Source organism: Parapedobacter sp. SGR-10 (assembly GCF_011030405.1).
Lineage (GTDB): Bacteria > Bacteroidota > Bacteroidia > Sphingobacteriales > Sphingobacteriaceae > Sphingobacterium.
Genome location: NZ_JAAJTJ010000018.1, coordinates 50323 through 67394 on the forward strand (window position 1 = coordinate 50323; position 17072 = coordinate 67394).

Annotated in this window: 10 protein-coding genes; 7 read left to right on the top strand and 3 right to left on the bottom strand. The window is 42.7% G+C overall.

What is annotated here, in order from left to right; genetic code table 11:
* Positions 1 to 121: 121 nt before the first annotated feature.
* Positions 122 to 1585: an RNA polymerase factor sigma-54 gene (gene rpoN, locus G5B00_RS12825; protein WP_163875933.1), complete on the bottom strand. Its 1464-nt coding sequence runs from the start codon at positions 1583 to 1585 to the stop codon at positions 122 to 124.
* A 237-nt stretch (positions 1586 to 1822) separates the two neighbouring features.
* On the opposite strand from rpoN, the gene G5B00_RS12830 reads away from it, so the two are divergent.
* Both G5B00_RS12830 and G5B00_RS12835 read left to right on the top strand, forming a co-directional pair.
* A complete protein-coding gene (locus G5B00_RS12830; RefSeq protein WP_410510771.1) occupies positions 1823 to 4162 on the top strand; it encodes a penicillin-binding protein 1A in 2340 nt (779 codons plus the stop codon).
* A 30-nt stretch (positions 4163 to 4192) separates the two neighbouring features.
* Positions 4193 to 7327, top strand: coding sequence for a DPP IV N-terminal domain-containing protein (locus G5B00_RS12835; protein ID WP_163875937.1), 3135 nt, complete (start codon positions 4193 to 4195; stop codon positions 7325 to 7327).
* Between the two features lie 236 nt (positions 7328 to 7563).
* Here G5B00_RS12835 and G5B00_RS12840 read toward each other — a convergent pair whose 3' ends face one another.
* Positions 7564 to 7893: a hypothetical protein gene (locus G5B00_RS12840; protein ID WP_163875943.1), complete on the bottom strand. Its 330-nt coding sequence runs from the start codon at positions 7891 to 7893 to the stop codon at positions 7564 to 7566.
* A 101-nt stretch (positions 7894 to 7994) separates the two neighbouring features.
* Between G5B00_RS12840 and G5B00_RS12845 the strand changes: the two genes are divergently transcribed.
* From G5B00_RS12845 to G5B00_RS12865, 5 genes are all read left to right on the top strand, one after another.
* Positions 7995 to 8771, top strand: coding sequence for an XRE family transcriptional regulator (locus tag G5B00_RS12845; RefSeq protein ID WP_163875946.1), 777 nt, complete (start codon positions 7995 to 7997; stop codon positions 8769 to 8771).
* 100 nt (positions 8772 to 8871) lie between these two features.
* The gene (gene rimP / locus G5B00_RS12850; RefSeq protein WP_163875950.1) at positions 8872 to 9336 is read left to right on the top strand and encodes a ribosome maturation factor RimP; all 465 of its coding nucleotides are present in this window, start codon (positions 8872 to 8874) and stop codon (positions 9334 to 9336) included.
* A 1-nt stretch (position 9337) separates the two neighbouring features.
* Positions 9338 to 10576, top strand: a complete 1239-nt coding sequence (nusA, locus tag G5B00_RS12855) for a transcription termination factor NusA (protein ID WP_163875953.1) — start codon at positions 9338 to 9340, stop codon at positions 10574 to 10576.
* A gap of 141 nt (positions 10577 to 10717) precedes the next feature.
* Positions 10718 to 13678, top strand: a complete 2961-nt coding sequence (gene infB / locus G5B00_RS12860) for a translation initiation factor IF-2 (RefSeq protein ID WP_163875955.1) — start codon at positions 10718 to 10720, stop codon at positions 13676 to 13678.
* Positions 13679 to 13752: 74 nt separating this feature from the next.
* Complete coding sequence (locus G5B00_RS12865) at positions 13753 to 14796, top strand: ferredoxin--NADP reductase (protein ID WP_163875958.1); 1044 nt, start codon at positions 13753 to 13755, stop codon at positions 14794 to 14796.
* A gap of 65 nt (positions 14797 to 14861) precedes the next feature.
* On the opposite strand, the gene G5B00_RS12870 is transcribed toward G5B00_RS12865, so the two are convergent.
* On the bottom strand, positions 14862 to 16991 hold the full coding sequence (locus G5B00_RS12870) for a hybrid sensor histidine kinase/response regulator (protein ID WP_163875961.1): 2130 nt from the start codon (positions 16989 to 16991) through the stop codon (positions 14862 to 14864).
* Between the last annotated feature and the right edge of the window lie 81 nt (positions 16992 to 17072).

Consider the following 17072-nt stretch of genomic DNA (forward strand, 5'->3'; position numbering starts at 1 on the left):
ATTCGAGTTCGCTCAATATGACGACTTTTTAGACACCTCCCGAAATAGGCGGTCACAAGGATAGCTTCGCTTAACCTTGTGCCAGTGAACTGATAAGAGACCAGAGCGCCAGCGATCAACCCTATAATTCCTTCCGTAATCTGGCTACCGGAATATTCATTGCTTCTCGATATTTGGCTACTGTTCGTCGAGCGATATTGTAGCCTTTTTCTTTTAGTATTTCCGTGAGCTTTTCGTCCGCAAGTGGCTTTTTCTTGTTTTCATTTGCGATACATTCTTCCAATATCTTCTTGACTTCTTTGTTGGAAACCTCTTCGCCTGTTTCTGTCTGTATGGCTTCCGAAAAGAAGGATTTCAATAGGAAAGTGCCAAAATCCGTCTGCACGTATTTCGAGTTGGCCACCCGGGATACGGTAGAAATATCCATGTCTATCTTGTCGGCTATATCTTTCAGGATCATGGGCTTGAGCATACGATCATCACCGGTCAGGAAATAATCGTGCTGAAATTCCATAATAGCATTCATGGTGCGGAGCAGGGTCTGTTGGCGTTGTTTGATAGCATCGATAAACCATTTTGCCGAATCCAGTTTTTGTTTGACAAACTGTACGGCCTCTTTCATCTTTTTATCCGTCTTTTCGGCTTTTTCGTAATGCTCAAACATGTCTTGGTAGGATCTGGACACACGGAGTTCGGGTGCATTCCGGCCGTTGAGCGTGAGGTGCAGCACACCGTCATTGTTGGTAATGTGAAAGTCTGGAATGATATGTAGTTGTTTTCCGGCCACAGCTCCCGAATCTCCCGGTTTCGGGTTGAGCTTCAGGATTTCGTTGATGATGTCCTTCAGTTCGTTCGAATTGACACCCAATTGCTTTTCGATCTTGTCATAATGTTTTTTGGTAAACTCATCCAGGTAATGTTTGACCACTTCGGTAGCTTTGAGGATGATAGGGTTTGTCTGTTCTTTTTTCCGCAATTGGATCAATAGACATTCCTGTAGGTCCCTTGCACCTATACCGGCGGGTTCAAATTCCTGTATGACAGCCAGCATTTCTTCCACTTCGCTTTCTTCGGCCATGACATTTTGGGAAAAAGCCAGATCATCTATCAAGGATAGGATAGGCCTCCGAAGATAGCCATCGTCGTCAAGGCTACCGATGATTTGGTTGCCGACTAGGTATTTTTTGTCGTCTAGGGCGAGTAGATCCAGCTGGTTTTGCAGTTTTTCGAAAAAAGAATCCTGTATAGCGATAGGGATTTCCTTTTGTTGTTCTTCATCGTCACTCCCGTAGTTGCCTCCGTAGTCGTTGAAACTGTCTTCTTGTATATATTCCTCCACACTGAATTCTTCTTCAAAAGAATCCTCTTGGGAGGAGTAGTCATCATCGGCGTCTTTGTCAGGGTACTCTTCGATAGGTTCGGACAGGTTGGTCAAGCTACCGTCTTCTAAGGCCGGATTTTCTTCGAGCTCTTCCTTTATGCGTGTGTCCAAAGAGGCTGTAGGTACTTGCAACAACTTGATGAACTGTATCTGTTGTGGAGATAGCTTTTGTAATAATTTCTGTTGTAAGGTTTGTTTTAGCATGATAGCGTTATTTCCATCGTAAAAATAGCGAATTATACTGATTTAATTTGTGCAATAATCCACAACTTTTTAACCTTTTTGAGGTTTTACCGATGAGGGGTGGCTCTTCTTCATGAAATTCAACGGATTATTAACTTATGTTAAAATTCGTTAATTTTATTTTGCAAGGACTTATTTGATGTATTTATTCATCGTTTTTCAAAACATTTTATTCATATTTACCTTATGTTTAGACGTGTGAAAAATAAGTTTCTGCGGTATCTGCTACTGCTGATATATAGCGTTGTCTTGTTTACCTGTGCCGTTCAACTTAATTTTTTAGGCTTGTTTGGATATTCCCCTACCAAAAGAGATATTGTCATGCCCACCTTGAATGTGGCTTCTGAGGTATATACAGCCGATTCAGTGCTGATCGGTCGCTATTTTGAAGAGGATAGAGACCCTGTGCCTTATGACAGTATATCATCTCATATCCGCGAGGCACTCATAGCGACCGAAGATGTCCGTTTTTACGAACATTCGGGGGTGGATCTTATGGGGTTGATTTCGGGCGCTGTTTCTACAATAAAGGGTGATCCCAGGGGTGCCAGTACGATTACACAGCAACTGGCCAAAAATCTGTACCGGACCCGGTATTCACATTCACAGGGATATTTGAGCAGAATCCCGGGAATCCGTATCTTGGTCACGAAATATAAAGAGTGGATGACGGCCTTCAAACTGGAAAGCAAATATTCCAAAAATGAAATTATTACCATGTATCTCAATACAGTATCTTTCAGCAACAATGCTTATGGGATAAAATCGGCTTCACTGCGGTATTTCAACAAGATGCCGAGCGCCTTAGATGTCAATGAAAGTGCCTTGTTGATCGGCATGTTGAAAGGAACCACTATTTATAATCCCATCCGAAATCCCAAAAATGCTTTTCAACGTAGGAATGTCGTGTTGGGACAAATGCAAAAAGCAGGATACTTGAGCAAAGAAGAAATGGCTGCTTTTGCGACAGATTCATTAAAGTTGAATTTGGATTATCAAGGGACAAAGGATGCCAGCGATTCCTATCTGCGTACCGCAGTCGAGAGATGGTTGGACAAGTGGAGCCAGGACAATGAAATCGATATTTACAAATCGGGGCTAAAGATCTATACCACTATCGACTCCAGGATGCAAAAGATTGCTGAGGAAGTCGTGGCCCGTAAAATGGAAGACTTGCAAAGACGTCTGAAAAATACATGGGGCAGCGAAGAGCCTTGGCGGGATAAGGAGGGTAAGGTCATTCCCGATTTTTTGGAAAACCATGTGCGAAAATTGCCTGTCTATCCGGTATTGATGAAAAAATATAATGGTGTAGAAGACAGTGTTTTTGCAGAGCTACGGGTCAAAAAAGAGATGGAGGTGTTTACTTGGGACGGTATGGAAAAGGTCAATTATTCGACTATGGATTCGTTGAAACATTATCTTATGATGTTGAATACAGGAATGATGGCTATGGATCCATACAATGGTGAGATCAAGGTATGGATAGGAGGGATCAATCATCATTATTATAAGTTTGACCATGTCAATCAAGCCAAGCGCCAAGCTGGTTCCACGTTTAAACCTTTTGCCTATTTGGCGGCATTGGAATCGGGCATGAGCCCTTGCGACAAATATGTAGACAAGCCTGTGCGGATCGAATTTGTCAACAAGAAAGGAGAGCACGAAGTTTGGGAGCCGAAGAATGCCGATTGGACATTTTCTTACAGAGAGATGTCGCTACGTTGGGCCATGGCTCGTTCACTTAATTCGGTGACAGCTCAGATTACCGAAGCTATAGGTTGGGATAAGGTTGTCGATGCGGCTTATAAGTGTGGTATAGACAGCAAATTGGAATCCGTGCCTTCGGTCGGGTTAGGATCAAACGATGTCTCGGTCTTTGAAATGGTCAAAGCCTACGGTACGTTTATGAATCAGGGCAAACGTATCGAACCTATCTTGGTGTCCAAGATATTGGATATGGAAGGCAATGTGCTTGCGGAATTTAAAGCCGAAGAGAAGCAAGTGGTCGATCCGGAGAATGCTTGGTTGATGACGTACATGCTCCGTGGTACGGTAGAGGAACCGGGGGGGACTTCGCAGGCGCTGTGGGAGTGGGATCTGTTCAAAGGAGGTAACGAGATCGGTGGGAAAACAGGTACTTCGTCCGATTATGTGGACGGATGGTATATCGGATTGACCAAGGATTTGGTTGCTGGGGTGTGGGTAGGCTGTGATGAGCAGAGTATTCATTTCAAGAATTCAGCCACCGGAGAAGGATCCAAAACAGCCTTACCCATCTACGCTCTATTTATGGAAGAATTGTACAAACATCCTGAATTGGGGGTAACATTTGGCAAGTTTCCCGAATCTACAGTTGAGATCAGGAAAAATTATAAGTGTCCGAGCCCGAGAATAGAGGTACAGCCTGATACTACGAATGTGATGGATGGCATACGTCTTGATAGCTTGAGACAGCGGTTGCCTGGGCTACCCCAAGTACGACCTGTTATCGTGAATCCGGAGCAATCGGAAGAGAAAATAGAAGTGTTGTTGTAAAATAGAAAGGTGGAAATTTAATCTAATATTATGGATAGGAAGATAGCAAATAAATGGGGGAGGTTCCTGCTTTTGATCTGTATCGGTGTATTGGCGTGCCAACACCTGCAAGCTCAGTATTTTGGCCAGAACAAGATGCGATATAAGAAATTGAACTTTAAAGTCTACGATACACCCCATTTCAATCTTTATTACTATTCGGACAATGACAGTCTGGTCAGGTGGTTAGCCAAGGAGAGCGAGGTTTGGTATGAGCTACACCAACAGGTTTTTCAGGATACGTTTAGCCGTAAGAATCCGGTTATCGTGTACAACAACCATCCTGAATTTCAGCAGACCACTGCCATTTCGGGCGAAATCAGTGTCGGAACAGGAGGTGTGACAGAAGCTTTCAAACAGCGTGTGGTCATGCCCATTATGCAGATCAATCAACAGACGCGTCATGTTTTGGGACACGAGTTGGTCCACGCTTTCCAGTACAGGGTATTGATGGAAGGGGGGGACTCGACACGTCTGGAAAATGTCGCCAATATTCCTTTGTGGATGGTCGAGGGGATGGCTGAGTATTTTTCCATAGGCAAAAAAGATGCTTTCACTTCGATGTGGATGAGGGACGCTTATGCCAATCAGGATATTCCGAGTCTGAAGCAATTGACGGAAGAATCATACAACTATTTTCCATATCGGTACGGGCAGGCCTTTTGGTCGTTTATAGGCTCTACCTATGGGGATACAGTCATTATGCCACTGTTCATTGAGACAGCCAAGTATGGTTATGAGTATGCCATGCGCAGAGTGTTCGGATATGATGCACAGACGATGTCCACACTGTGGAAGAACACAATGGAAAATACCTATCGTAGTCTGAATAAGGATACAACCTCCAGGCCTATAGGTATATCTTTGATCAATTCATCCAATGCGGGACGAATGAACGTATCACCGACTATTTCGCCGGATGGCAGATATGTAGTGTATCTCTCTGAACAGGACTTGTTCAGTATAGATCTGTTTTTGGCGGATGCTACGACAGGGAAGACCATACGAAAGTTGGGGAGCCGGCTGACTAACAAGGATATTGACGAATTCAGCTTTTTGGAATCGGCCGGATCATTTTCGCCCGACAGTAAAAGGTTTGCGTTTTCTGTTTTTAGCGAAGGAAAGAACAAGTTGATGGGACTCGATGTGGCTACGGGCAAAACACTTTTTGTCGAAGCTATGGGGGATATTGTCGAATTTACCAATATCAATTGGGCTCCGGATGGGGATCATGTTGCTTTTTCGGGATTGAAAAACGGACACAGCGATATCTATCTTTATAATCTGAAAACGAAAACACTTACCCAGTTGACCAATGATATGTATTCGGACTTCCAACCCAGTTTTTCGAGAGATGGAAAATTCATTGTATTCAGCACCGATCGCGTAGCGTTACAGTCCAACTCCAAAGAGGTGGACATTCCGATGAACCTGGCCATCATCAATGTACAGACAAAGGAAATTCAAAATCTGGATATTTTTCCGGGAGCCAATAACCTGAATCCTCATTTTTCGGCAGATGGTACACAGGTCTATTTTCTGTCCAATGGCGATGGATTCCGCAATATGTTCAGATATACGTTGGCTACAGGGAGAGTAGAGCGTTTGACAGATTATTTTACCGGGATTAGTGGTATTACGGAGTATTCTCCTGCGATGAGCATTTCGAATGATGACGAAATTGTGTATTCCTACTTTAAGAAAAACCAATACACGGTCTATAAGGCCAAAAGCTCGGAGTTTACTCCTGAAGTCATCGATGCCTCTGTTTCCAATTTTGATGCGGCAATGTTGCCTCCAAATGTCAACAGAGGTGTGAATGTAGTCAATACCAATCTGCGAAATTTCAATGTCTTTGAGCGGATCTCAGATCGGCAGATCAACAATATTGCATACAAGCCCAAGTTCAAATTGGACTATTTGGCCAATAGTGGTGTGGGAATGTCAGTAGGGTCGCGTTATGGTGCCGGTATAGCAAGTGGTGTGCAGGGTATGTTCTCTGATATATTGGGATATAACCAGATTTTTGCAGCGCTGAATATCAACGGTGAGATCTATGATTTTGGTGGGCAGGTAGCCTATATCAATCAACGTAGCCGTTGGAATTGGGGAGGTGCGCTTTCGCATATTCCGTATATGACGGGATTCAGTACGTATGCTACAGAAAATTTTGGTTATGGCGATGAGTTGGCCATCAATACCTATATTATTCGTCAGTTTCAGACCCAAGCCGAAGCTTTTGTAGCTTATCCGTTCAACCGTCATCATAGGTTTGAATTCGGTGGAGCGATTTCTAGATATGGATTTAGGGTAGATAAATGGCGTCAAAGTTATTATGGTTACTATGGTGATCGCCAGCGAGTGTCCAATGAAGAAGCTTCTCAAATAGGCTTTGGTCGACTAGATCCGTTTACTATACAACAGGCCAATGCGGGTTTTGTAGGGGATAATGCTACTTTCGGCATTGCGGCACCGTTGCAAGGATTCAGGTATCGCTTAGGGGCAGAGCAATATTTCGGAGATTATAACTTTTCTGCAGTGAATGTTGATCTAAGAAAGTATAACCGATATAAACCGATTACAGTTGCTGGACGTGTCTACTCTTATATGCGTATGGGTAAAGATGAGGCGGCCTTGTATCCCTTGTATATTGGCTATCCTTATATGATACGGGGTTTTGAGACAGGCAACTTTGATAATTCGGGAAAATTATCTTATATGGATCTGATGGGATCGCGTATGGCTATTGCCAATTTTGAGATACGTTTGCCTTTTACAGGACCTGAAAAATTAGCTGTGGTCAAATCGGGGCTTTTGTTTTCGGATTTGAATTTTTTTATCGATGGCGGTTTGGCTTGGACCCAGGGAGATGTCATCAAATGGAATAAAACAGAAGGTGATAAGGTGCAGGCGGAATATGCAGACGGTACTCCTGTATTTAATGATGACGGTAGCCCGGTCATGGTGTACCCCTCCAATTTACGTATGCCGGTATTCAGTGCGGGCGTGTCGTTGCGTGTCAATCTGTTTGGTGCGATGATCTTGGAACCATATTATGCCATTCCTTTCAACAGTACAAGGTCTAAATTTGGTACATTCGGATTAAACTTTGCACCGGGATGGTAGTCTAATCGGTACATATATGGTATATGTTGAGGTTGTTAAGGCCGTTGCTTGCACTTAGGTGCGGGCAACGGTTTTTTATTGCCTGTGCTAGTCTGGACTTTTAGTTAGCGCACGCCCAATCATTAAGTTAAGGATATAACCTGTTTTATATTGTCATTCTGAGGCTTGCCGAAGAATCTGTTAGCCGGCTAATTTACAGATCCCTCCTATCGTCGGGATGACAAAAAACGCTTAACTTAATACCATTGAGCGCACGCCTGTGGCGTGTGCTTCATGAGCCTATGTGCACCAGCCGTGATATTTAACCAATTTGGGTTCTGTTTGCGGATCAGACGTTCTTTCATCATGCGGGTGTATGTAGCAAGCTCGGATTTTCTTTTTAGGGCTTCTTCAAGCGAACGATATTCTTCCATGTACACTATTCGGTTGATACGTGCCGCGTAGAAAAACTGTAGTTTGTCCTCTTCGCAAATCTCAAATAATGTATGAGGGATATGTTGGCAATATCCGGCTTCAATATGTGCTCTATTGGCATTGGTAGCTAAATATATAATATGTCTTTTCATAGTTTTGTACTAAAATATTTGGTTCTTTCAAATTTGTTTACTAACTTTATTGGTACAATTTTACTAATAAAATTAGTATTTAAAAATAATTTTGAAAAAAAATGTCAAATATTGCATCCAACCTTAAGTTTTTACGGAAGAAAAACAACCTGACACAACAGCAATTTGCGGATATCATGGAAATCAAGCGGGCTTCGGTAGGGGCTTATGAAGAGAGCCGTGCAGAACCCAAGTATGAATTGTTGAAGAAGATAGCAGAATATTATGGACTGTCTATGGATGAGCTTGCCAACGATGTGATCGACGAGAAATGGAAACCTGTGCCTAAAAGCAATGCCTCTAATCTGCGTGTGCTCAGTATCACCGTAGATCAGGATGACCGTGAGAATATAGAATTGGTTCCGGTCAAAGCCAGTGCCGGTTATTTGAATGGTTATGCTGATCCGGAGTATGTGAAGGAGTTGCCCCGGTTTAGCCTCCCGATGTTCAGCCAGGGGACGTACAGGGCTTTTGAGATCAAAGGTGATTCGATGTTGCCCTTGCCTTCAGGAAGTATCATCATCGGTGAATATGTGGAAAACTGGCACGATATTAAATCGGGTCACACCTATGTGATCATCTCCAAAGATGAGGGTGTCGTATATAAACGTATAGGAGCAAGGTTCAAAGAGGACAAAGGACTAAAGCTCGTGTCAGACAATAGGGTGTATGAGCCTTATTGGGTAGATGCAGCCGATATTTTGGAGGTGTGGAAAGCAAAGGCTTTTATCTCGACCGAATTGCCACAGCCGACACCGGAGCCTACGATCGAATCGCTGACATCCATGATGGCACATATGCAGAAAACTATCAACTCGGTAGTGGATCATAAAAAATAATTCTGTTTTTTTACGATTTGTCAAAATAAATCGTACCTTTGTGATATCTGAAAGGAAGGGGGCATGGTATGCCCCCTTTTTTAATTCAATTTTTGAAAGTATGCAGGTAGAACAAAGAGTAGCGGAGCTGGTGCAGGAAAAAATTGCTGATCGGGAAGATTTGTTCATTGTCCGTATCAAAATGCATAATAACGGTATTTTGGAAATATTGTTGGATGGGGACAAAGGAATTTCGATAGACGACTGTGTCGCCGTAAGCAGACATGTAGGTTTTCATCTTGAAGAGGAGAATGTGATCGATCGTGCCTATCGTTTGGAAGTATCTTCACCGGGTATAGATTCATCTTTGTTGCTTTTGCGCCAGTATATTAAAAATATAGGTCGCAATGTCCGTCTGAAATTAACAGATGGTCACAAAGAGGAAGGGAAGTTATTGTCTGCGACTGATGACCTGCTGGTATTGGAACAAAAAGTAAAAGAAAAGGGGAAGAAGGCAGCATTGAAAACTGTGGAATTTCCGATGGATCAAGTACAAGAAACAAAAGTTTTAATTTCATTTAAATAGAATGAGCAGCAATATTAATTTGATAGACTCTTTTCAGGAGTTCAAAGAGTTTAAAAATATCGATCGTCCTACGGTTATTACCGTTTTGGAAGAAGTGTTCCGTAGCATGATTCGTAAACGTTTCGGAACAGACGAAAATGTGGATATCATTGTCAATCCTGACAATGGGGATTTGGAAATCTGGAGAACCCGTGTAGTTATGGAAGACGGTTTTTCGGAAGATGATGATTTGGAAATAGAATTGGCAGAGGCACATCAGTATGATCCAGATCTGGAAGTAGGCGATGATTATATCGAACAGATCACGTTGGAAAGTTTTGGACGTCGGGCTATTTTGGCGGCACGTCAGACATTGGTTTCCAAAATCCTGGAATTGGAGAAAGACGAGGTTTTTCGTAAATACAAAGACCGCGAGGGCGAATTGGTTATCGGAGAAGTATATCAGATATGGAAAAAGGAAATCTTGGTATTGGATGACGATGGTAATGAACTAATTTTGCCAAAGACCGAACAAATTCCGGCGGATTATTTCAAAAAAGGTGACAGTATTCGTGCTGTGGTGCATAAGGTAGATATGTTGAATAGTAATCCAAAAATTATTATATCACGCACAGCACCAGAGTTCTTACAACGTTTATTTGAACTGGAAGTTCCCGAAATATTTGATGGTTTGATCACCATCAAGAAAATCGTTCGCGAGCCGGGAGAGCGTGCCAAGGTGGCTGTGGAATCTTATGATGACCGTATCGACCCGGTAGGTGCGTGTGTGGGTATGAAAGGTTCACGTATACATGGTATCGTGCGTGAATTGCGCAATGAAAATATCGATGTGATCAATTATACAACGAATAATTCGTTGTATATCACACGTGCGCTAAGCCCTGCGCGTATTTCTTCGATCAAATTGGATGAGGAAGACAAGACGGCTGCTGTGTATTTAAAACCTGATCAGGTTTCTTTGGCTATTGGCCGTGGTGGACATAACATCAAACTAGCCGGCAAGCTGACAGGTTATGAGATTGATGTGTACCGTGAAACCGATGAGATCGAGGAGGATGTGGATATCGAAGAATTTGCAGATGAAATCGATGGATGGATCATTGACGAACTGAAACGTGTAGGTCTTGACAGCGCTAAATCCGTATTGGCTCTTTCGCATGAGGAGTTGGTACGCCGTACCGATCTGGAAGATGATACCATTCAAGAAATTGTACGTATTTTACAATCTGAATTTGAATAGCATTTTGAAAAGGCCTATAAGGTTTTCGAAAACCTTATAGGCCTTGCTAGCGCAACAAGGAAGATATTCTTTTTTTAATTGTTAAATGCGTGTAAAAAAACATATTTTTGTAGGGACTAGATTTTTAGAAGATAACATTAGATGACAGAAAGTAAAAGCATAAACTTACTTAAAGCAGCAAAAGAACTCAATATCGGTATCGGTACAGCTGTGGACTTTTTGAGTAAAAAAGGATTTGAAGTAGAATCAAAGCCAAATACCAAATTGTCTTCAGAAATGTATGATGTTCTTTTGCGTGAATTCCAGGGGGATAAAATTGTTAAAGACGAGGCAAAACAAATCGTCATTGGCAAGATTCGTCGCGATGAGCCCACTCCGGGAAGTGCTGCACCTCAGGAATCTGTTTCTTCTAAAAATGATGACGTGACAGACAGTGACGAGATATTGATTAAAAACGTAGCTGAGCCTGTTGTGGAAAAGCTACCGGTGGAAGAAAAGGAAGCTCCAAAAGAGGAAGCAAGCACTTCTTCTACAGGCCATCTGAAAGTAGTCGGTAAGATTGACTTGGATAGTTTTAGTAAAAGCAAATCCAAAAAAACTACGGAAGAACAGGTAGAAAAGCAATCTGAACCCGCAGTAGCAAAGGTGGAAGAAGTTCCCGCTAAGGAAGAAAAGGTGAAAGTTGAGCCTGCAGCAACGGTAGAGGAGGTCAAAACCGAGCCAGCACCTGTGGAAAAAACTGTGGTGGCCGAAGAAAAACCAAAACCAGAAGAAGCAACAGGTACTGTTGAAAAAGAACAACCTATCACTACACTCGCTGCTAAAGAGCAACCAGACGAAGTCATTCGTACAAAATACGAAAAGCTGGAAGGCCCCAAGGTGATTGGAAAAATTGAATTACCGACCTTCAAACCCAAAGATAAACCAGTGGCTTCCTCTTCAAATCCTAATCAGGATAGTAAACGCAAGCGCAAACGGACAAATAAACCGGGAGCACCTGTATCCCCGAATGCTCAAACCGGTCAAGGAAATACATCTGGGCAAGGCGGTCATGCGAGAGGACCACAACAAGGCGGTCCACGCACCGATAATAGAGGACCTCATAATCGTCCACCACATCAAGGTGGAAAAGGAAGACACGATAATAAAGGGAAGGGTGGGAGACATGAGACTCCGAAAGAAGAACTTTCCGAAAAAGAAATTCAAGATCAGATCAAGGCTACATTGGCCCGTCTCAGCGGTGCCGGCAAGTCTGGTAAGTTTGCCCAAAGAGCAAAATTGCGCCGTCAGAAACGTGATGATATAGCGCTTTCGGCAGAGGAAGCAGCGTTGGAACAAGAAATGATGTCCAAAGTATTGCGCGTAACTGAATTTGTGACAGCAAATGAGTTGGCCAATTTAATGGATGTGCCTGTCACACAGGTCATCGCTACGTGTATGAGCTTGGGTATGTTTGTGTCCATCAACCAACGTTTGGATGCAGAGACTTTAGCCATTGTTGCCGAAGAGTTTGGCTATCAGATCGAATTTATTAAGCCAGAAGATGAGGAAATCACCGAGCTTGAAGAGCCTGATGACGAAGATAATCTTGTGCCTCGTGCGCCTATCGTCACGGTCATGGGACACGTCGACCACGGTAAGACATCCTTGTTGGATTATATCCGTAAGGCAAACGTTACCAAAGGTGAAGCTGGTGGTATCACGCAGCACATCGGTGCTTATGCCGTAAACTTGGAAGATGGTCGTAAGATTACATTCTTGGATACCCCTGGTCACGAAGCCTTTACGGCCATGCGTGCCCGTGGAGCGAAAGTGACAGATATTGTTATTATCGTGATTGCAGCGGATGATGCAGTCATGCCGCAGACAAAAGAGGCTATCAATCACGCCCAAGCTGCAGGTGCTCCAATTGTATTTGCTTTCACAAAAGTAGATAAGCCAGGTGCGAATGCAGATAAAATTCGTGAACAGCTGTCTACGATGAATATCTTGGTAGAAGATTGGGGCGGTAAATACCAAGCGCAGGAGATTTCTGCAAAAACAGGTGAGAATGTGGATTTGTTGTTAGAAAAAGTATTGTTAGAGGCCGAATTATTGGAACTGAAAGCCGATCCGAAAAAACGTGCCGTAGGTTCTGTAATCGAAGCAGCTCTGGATAAAGGTCGTGGTATTGTAACTACGGTCATGGTACAAGGTGGTACATTGCGTATAGGTGACCCAATCTTAGCGGGTTCGTATTCGGGTAAGGTGAAAGCCTTGACCAACGAAAGAGGAGAGCGTGTGAAAGAAGCCGGTCCTTCTGTACCGGTACAGATCTTGGGTATGTCCGGAGCACCTACCGCGGGAGATAAATTGTATGTGATGGAAAGTGAGTCTGAGGCACGTCAAGTAGCTAACAAACGGCTCCAATTGCAACGCGAGCAAGGTATGCGTGCGACCAAGCACATTACGTTGGATGAAATCGGCCGTCGTTTGGCTATCGGTAATTTCAAAGAACTGAACGTAATTGTAAAAGGTGATGTGGATGGTTCTATAGAAGCTTTGTCCGATTCGTTGTTGAAACTGTCGACAGACGAAATCCAGGTCAATATCATTCATAAGTCCGTAGGAGCAATATCCGAGTCGGATGTATTGTTGGCCTCTGCTTCGGATGCGATCATCATCGGATTTCAGGTCAGACCTACACAGAATGCTAAAAAACTTGCGGAGAATGAGCAAATCGATGTACGCCTTTACTCCATCATCTACGATGCTATCGAAGAGATCAAATCGGCGATGGAAGGTATGTTGGCACCCAAGTTTGAAGAGAAAATCGTGGCTGAGGTCGAGATACGGGAGACATTCAAAATTTCGAAAGTCGGTACGATTGCAGGATGTATGGTGTTGGATGGAAAAATCAACCGCAACAACGATATCCGTGTCATACGGGACGGTGTCGTCATCTATACCGGAAAATTGGCTTCTTTGAAACGCTTCAAGGACGATGTCAAGGAAGTGTCGCAAGGATATGAATGTGGTCTGAATATAGATCGTTTTAACGATATACAAGTCGGAGATATTGTGGAAGCTTACGAACAAGTAGAAGTAAAACGTAAGCTGTAATTCCCTTAGACTTCCGAAGTTTTAATAAAAAATCCTGATGTACAGCATCAGGATTTTTTTATATCTTTAAACCTATGCACAAGTTTAAGATCATAGATATTATCCATCAGCCCAATCAAAATATTTCCATCCGTTTTGAAGATTTAACAGGGGATTTTCCACCTTACAAGGCAGGACAATTTCTAACGCTATGCTTTTTGTTCGGTGATCGGGAGGTACGCAGATCGTATTCTTTTAGTAGCTCTCCCTATGTGGACGAAACGTACGAAATCACGGTGAAACGGGTGGACAATGGCGAAATTTCCCGACTATTGCATCACCGTACGCGAGTCGGCGATGTGGTCGAGGTATTGGACCCACAAGGACTATTTGTCTATGAACCGCAAAAAGAGGCCTCCCACACGGTTTTCCTTTTTGCAGCTGGGGTAGGTGTCACGCCTTTATTTTCCATATTGAAGACTGCGCTTGTAGCTGAACAGCATAGCAAGGTAGTCCTTGTGTATAGTAATAGTTCGAAGGAGCAGACTTTGTTCTATGATGAACTGCTGTTCTGGCAAGAGCAGTATCCCGACAGATTGGTGATAGAATTTATATGGTCTGATACCAAAAATCTTCTAAAAGCCAGACTGAATCGTGAGTATATCCTTCAGCTCCTAAAGGAATATACAGAACCGGATCGACAAGCGGTGTACTATACCTGCGGCCCTTTATTCTATATGGACTTATGCCGATTTACATTGTTGGGTATGGGTGTTCCAGACGAACAGATAAGAAAGGAGACTTTTTATTTTCCCGAAGAGGAAGAGGATGAGGATGAAAAGGAAGAACAACCCGTAGACATGAGCAGTTACAGTGTTGTATTGCGGTTGAATGGAGAAAATTATGATTTGATGATCCCGTATGACAAAACCATACTGGATGTAGGATTGGAGCACAAACTCAAATTGCCCTATTCCTGCAAATCGGGTATGTGTAGCACCTGTATTTCCCAAGTGGTCAAAGGAACCGTACGCATGGATTACAATGAAGTATTGACCGATAGAGAGGTGGAAAACGGACGTTGTCTGATCTGCACGTCTCACCCTTTGGAAAATGGGACGACGATACAGGTTTTATGATTTTTTAAGTCAAAACTAGCACACGCGGCACGCGTGCGCCATAAAAAAGATTTTTAAGCTTTAGACTAGCTTCTCATCAATGTGGATACCAGATCATTTTCCTTTATAGGTTTTCCGAGTCGGCCGTCGAAAGTATATTCCTGTTTTGATTTGTCTTCCAGAAGCATAGCTTCAGCCGTGCAAGCATAAATCTTGACGGAAGACAGTGTGTCGTCGGATTTGATATGGCGCAATAGGTCCCAACCATCCATATCGGGCATCACCAGATCCGTAATGACAATATCTACTTTATTGGATTTGATGAACTCCAAAGCTTGCGTACCGCTGTGGAAGAAATGAACATTCTTCTTTTTGTTGCCAAATAATTGTTGGACGAAAAACAAACCTATACGGCTGTCATCGACAATGACAATGTTCAGATTGTCATCAAGATCCGCTATTGTATAGGTCGTCTTACGAAGCCCCTGTACGATTTTCTTGTCTACAGGAAGTTCAAAAGTAAAAGTAGAGCCAGAGCCCGGTTTGCTTGTGAAACCTATCGTACCACCGATCTGTTCGGAGAGTATCTTGGAGATGTATAAGCCCAAACCAAAACCTGTAGATTTATTTTTGGCATCGACCATATAGTATTTTCTGAAAATTTGGTCTTTTTTTGCTTCTTCGATACCCACGCCGGTGTCTATCACCTCTACAACAAGTTTGTCCTGATCCTTTGCAGGTGTAAGATAGGCTCGGATATGTACAGCACCTTCGGGCGTATATTTAATCGCATTGGTAATCAAGTTGGATACGACCTGTTTGATACGGAAAGCATTGCTATGGATATTTATATCCGGATCGATATTGTTTTCATACGTGTAATCCAAACCTTTTGTTTTGGCCTGATATGAATGAAGGTGGATAGTGTCTTCAATCAACCGATAGGGCGAGAAGTCTTCGGACTTTATTTCCAAAGAGCCTGCTTCCAACTTGCTTAGGCTTAGGATGTCGTTGATCGTACTGTTGATAACGGAGATATCATTGTCCACTGTTTGTATGATTTCTTTGTCCACGGTATCCTGTTTGCCGGAGTTTTTTAGCAGCTCGATCAATCCCTTCAACGAATTGAGTGGCGTACGTATTTCGTGGCTGATATTAGCGAGGACACTTGTTTTTTCTTCGGCTATCTTTGCAGCATATTCCTTTTCCAAAAATAGTTTTTTCTCGAAAGAAGACACTTTGTAGTGATAATAAATGATAAAAATAACCATGAGGAGCATGATGACCAAGGCGGCGATAAGCTGATTGCCGAATCGATTAAAATTAGCTCGGTATATCGAAAAATCCCGTTCTTCTACCTGACGCAATTTACCCAATTCCAATTGTTTGATCTTGTCCAAGCCTATTTTGAGGTTGTTCAACAAGGTGTAATTGGACTTGACCAGTTCCCTTTCCTTATTCTGCATTTGGAGGAATTTGGCTTGGAGATTCCTCATGTTTTTGCTGTATATCTTTTCGTTGGTAGAAATAAGCCGTTCGACGTTACGGTGGACGATATCTACTTGTTTGGTATTCAGTACCTCGTAGGTAGAATTGGAGACCAACGTGTCATTTTTTGCATTGAATATTCTTTGGAAAAGTCCTTGTTTTTGTTTGATCAAAGTGTCTTGTAAGAGATCTTTGTCGAGCGTATCGCGCATAATCTGGCTGATCAGCGAATCTGCATTCTGACTTTTTTGTTGCTGTCTGCTCGTCAGATTGGAATTCTCTACCAAAGATTGTAGGGAATCCGAAGCAAAAAGTACCAACTTGTCGATGTCCTGTTTGATCAGCGCAAATTCCAAGGCAAAGCTTTGGTAAGTCTCTATTTCGTTGTTACCTTCTGCAAAGGGATTGTCATCTATAGGGAGGGCTGCGATCGAATCGACCATATATTTTATAGTACCGAGTTTGTTTTTGTATGCCTCAAAGCTTTCCTTGTTGAAATCGACGGTGTACAGACGAAATAAGTTTTCGGCTTCGCTAAAAGTGGAGAACAGCTCGTAATACGTGTTGGAAGACTGCAAATAGGTTGTGGAATAAGCTGCATTTAGACGATCTTCAATACGCTTGTACTGTACGTACTGGTAGACAAATACACCGATAAAAAATATGAAGCATAGGATCGTACTTAAAATAAGTACGCCTCTTAACTTGACAGTATTCTTTTGTTTCATATCTACAGGCAGTCTTAATGGTTTAGCATCTCAACAAATATAATGAATTTAATTTTTCTTTGATGTAAATTAACATTGTCT

Excerpts from the sequence above, each read along its gene's own strand:
- rpoN (WP_163875933.1), bottom strand. The coding sequence starts at position 1,585 with ATGCTAAAACAAACCTTACAACAGAAATTATTACAAAAGCTATCTCCA.
- G5B00_RS12835 (WP_163875937.1), top strand. The coding sequence starts at position 4,193 with ATGGATAGGAAGATAGCAAATAAATGGGGGAGGTTCCTGCTTTTGATC.
- G5B00_RS12840 (WP_163875943.1), bottom strand. The coding sequence starts at position 7,893 with ATGAAAAGACATATTATATATTTAGCTACCAATGCCAATAGAGCACAT.
- G5B00_RS12845 (WP_163875946.1), top strand. The coding sequence starts at position 7,995 with ATGTCAAATATTGCATCCAACCTTAAGTTTTTACGGAAGAAAAACAAC.
- rimP (WP_163875950.1), top strand. The coding sequence starts at position 8,872 with ATGCAGGTAGAACAAAGAGTAGCGGAGCTGGTGCAGGAAAAAATTGCT.
- nusA (WP_163875953.1), top strand. The coding sequence starts at position 9,338 with ATGAGCAGCAATATTAATTTGATAGACTCTTTTCAGGAGTTCAAAGAG.
- infB (WP_163875955.1), top strand. The coding sequence starts at position 10,718 with ATGACAGAAAGTAAAAGCATAAACTTACTTAAAGCAGCAAAAGAACTC.
- G5B00_RS12865 (WP_163875958.1), top strand. The coding sequence starts at position 13,753 with ATGCACAAGTTTAAGATCATAGATATTATCCATCAGCCCAATCAAAAT.
- G5B00_RS12870 (WP_163875961.1), bottom strand. The coding sequence starts at position 16,991 with ATGAAACAAAAGAATACTGTCAAGTTAAGAGGCGTACTTATTTTAAGT.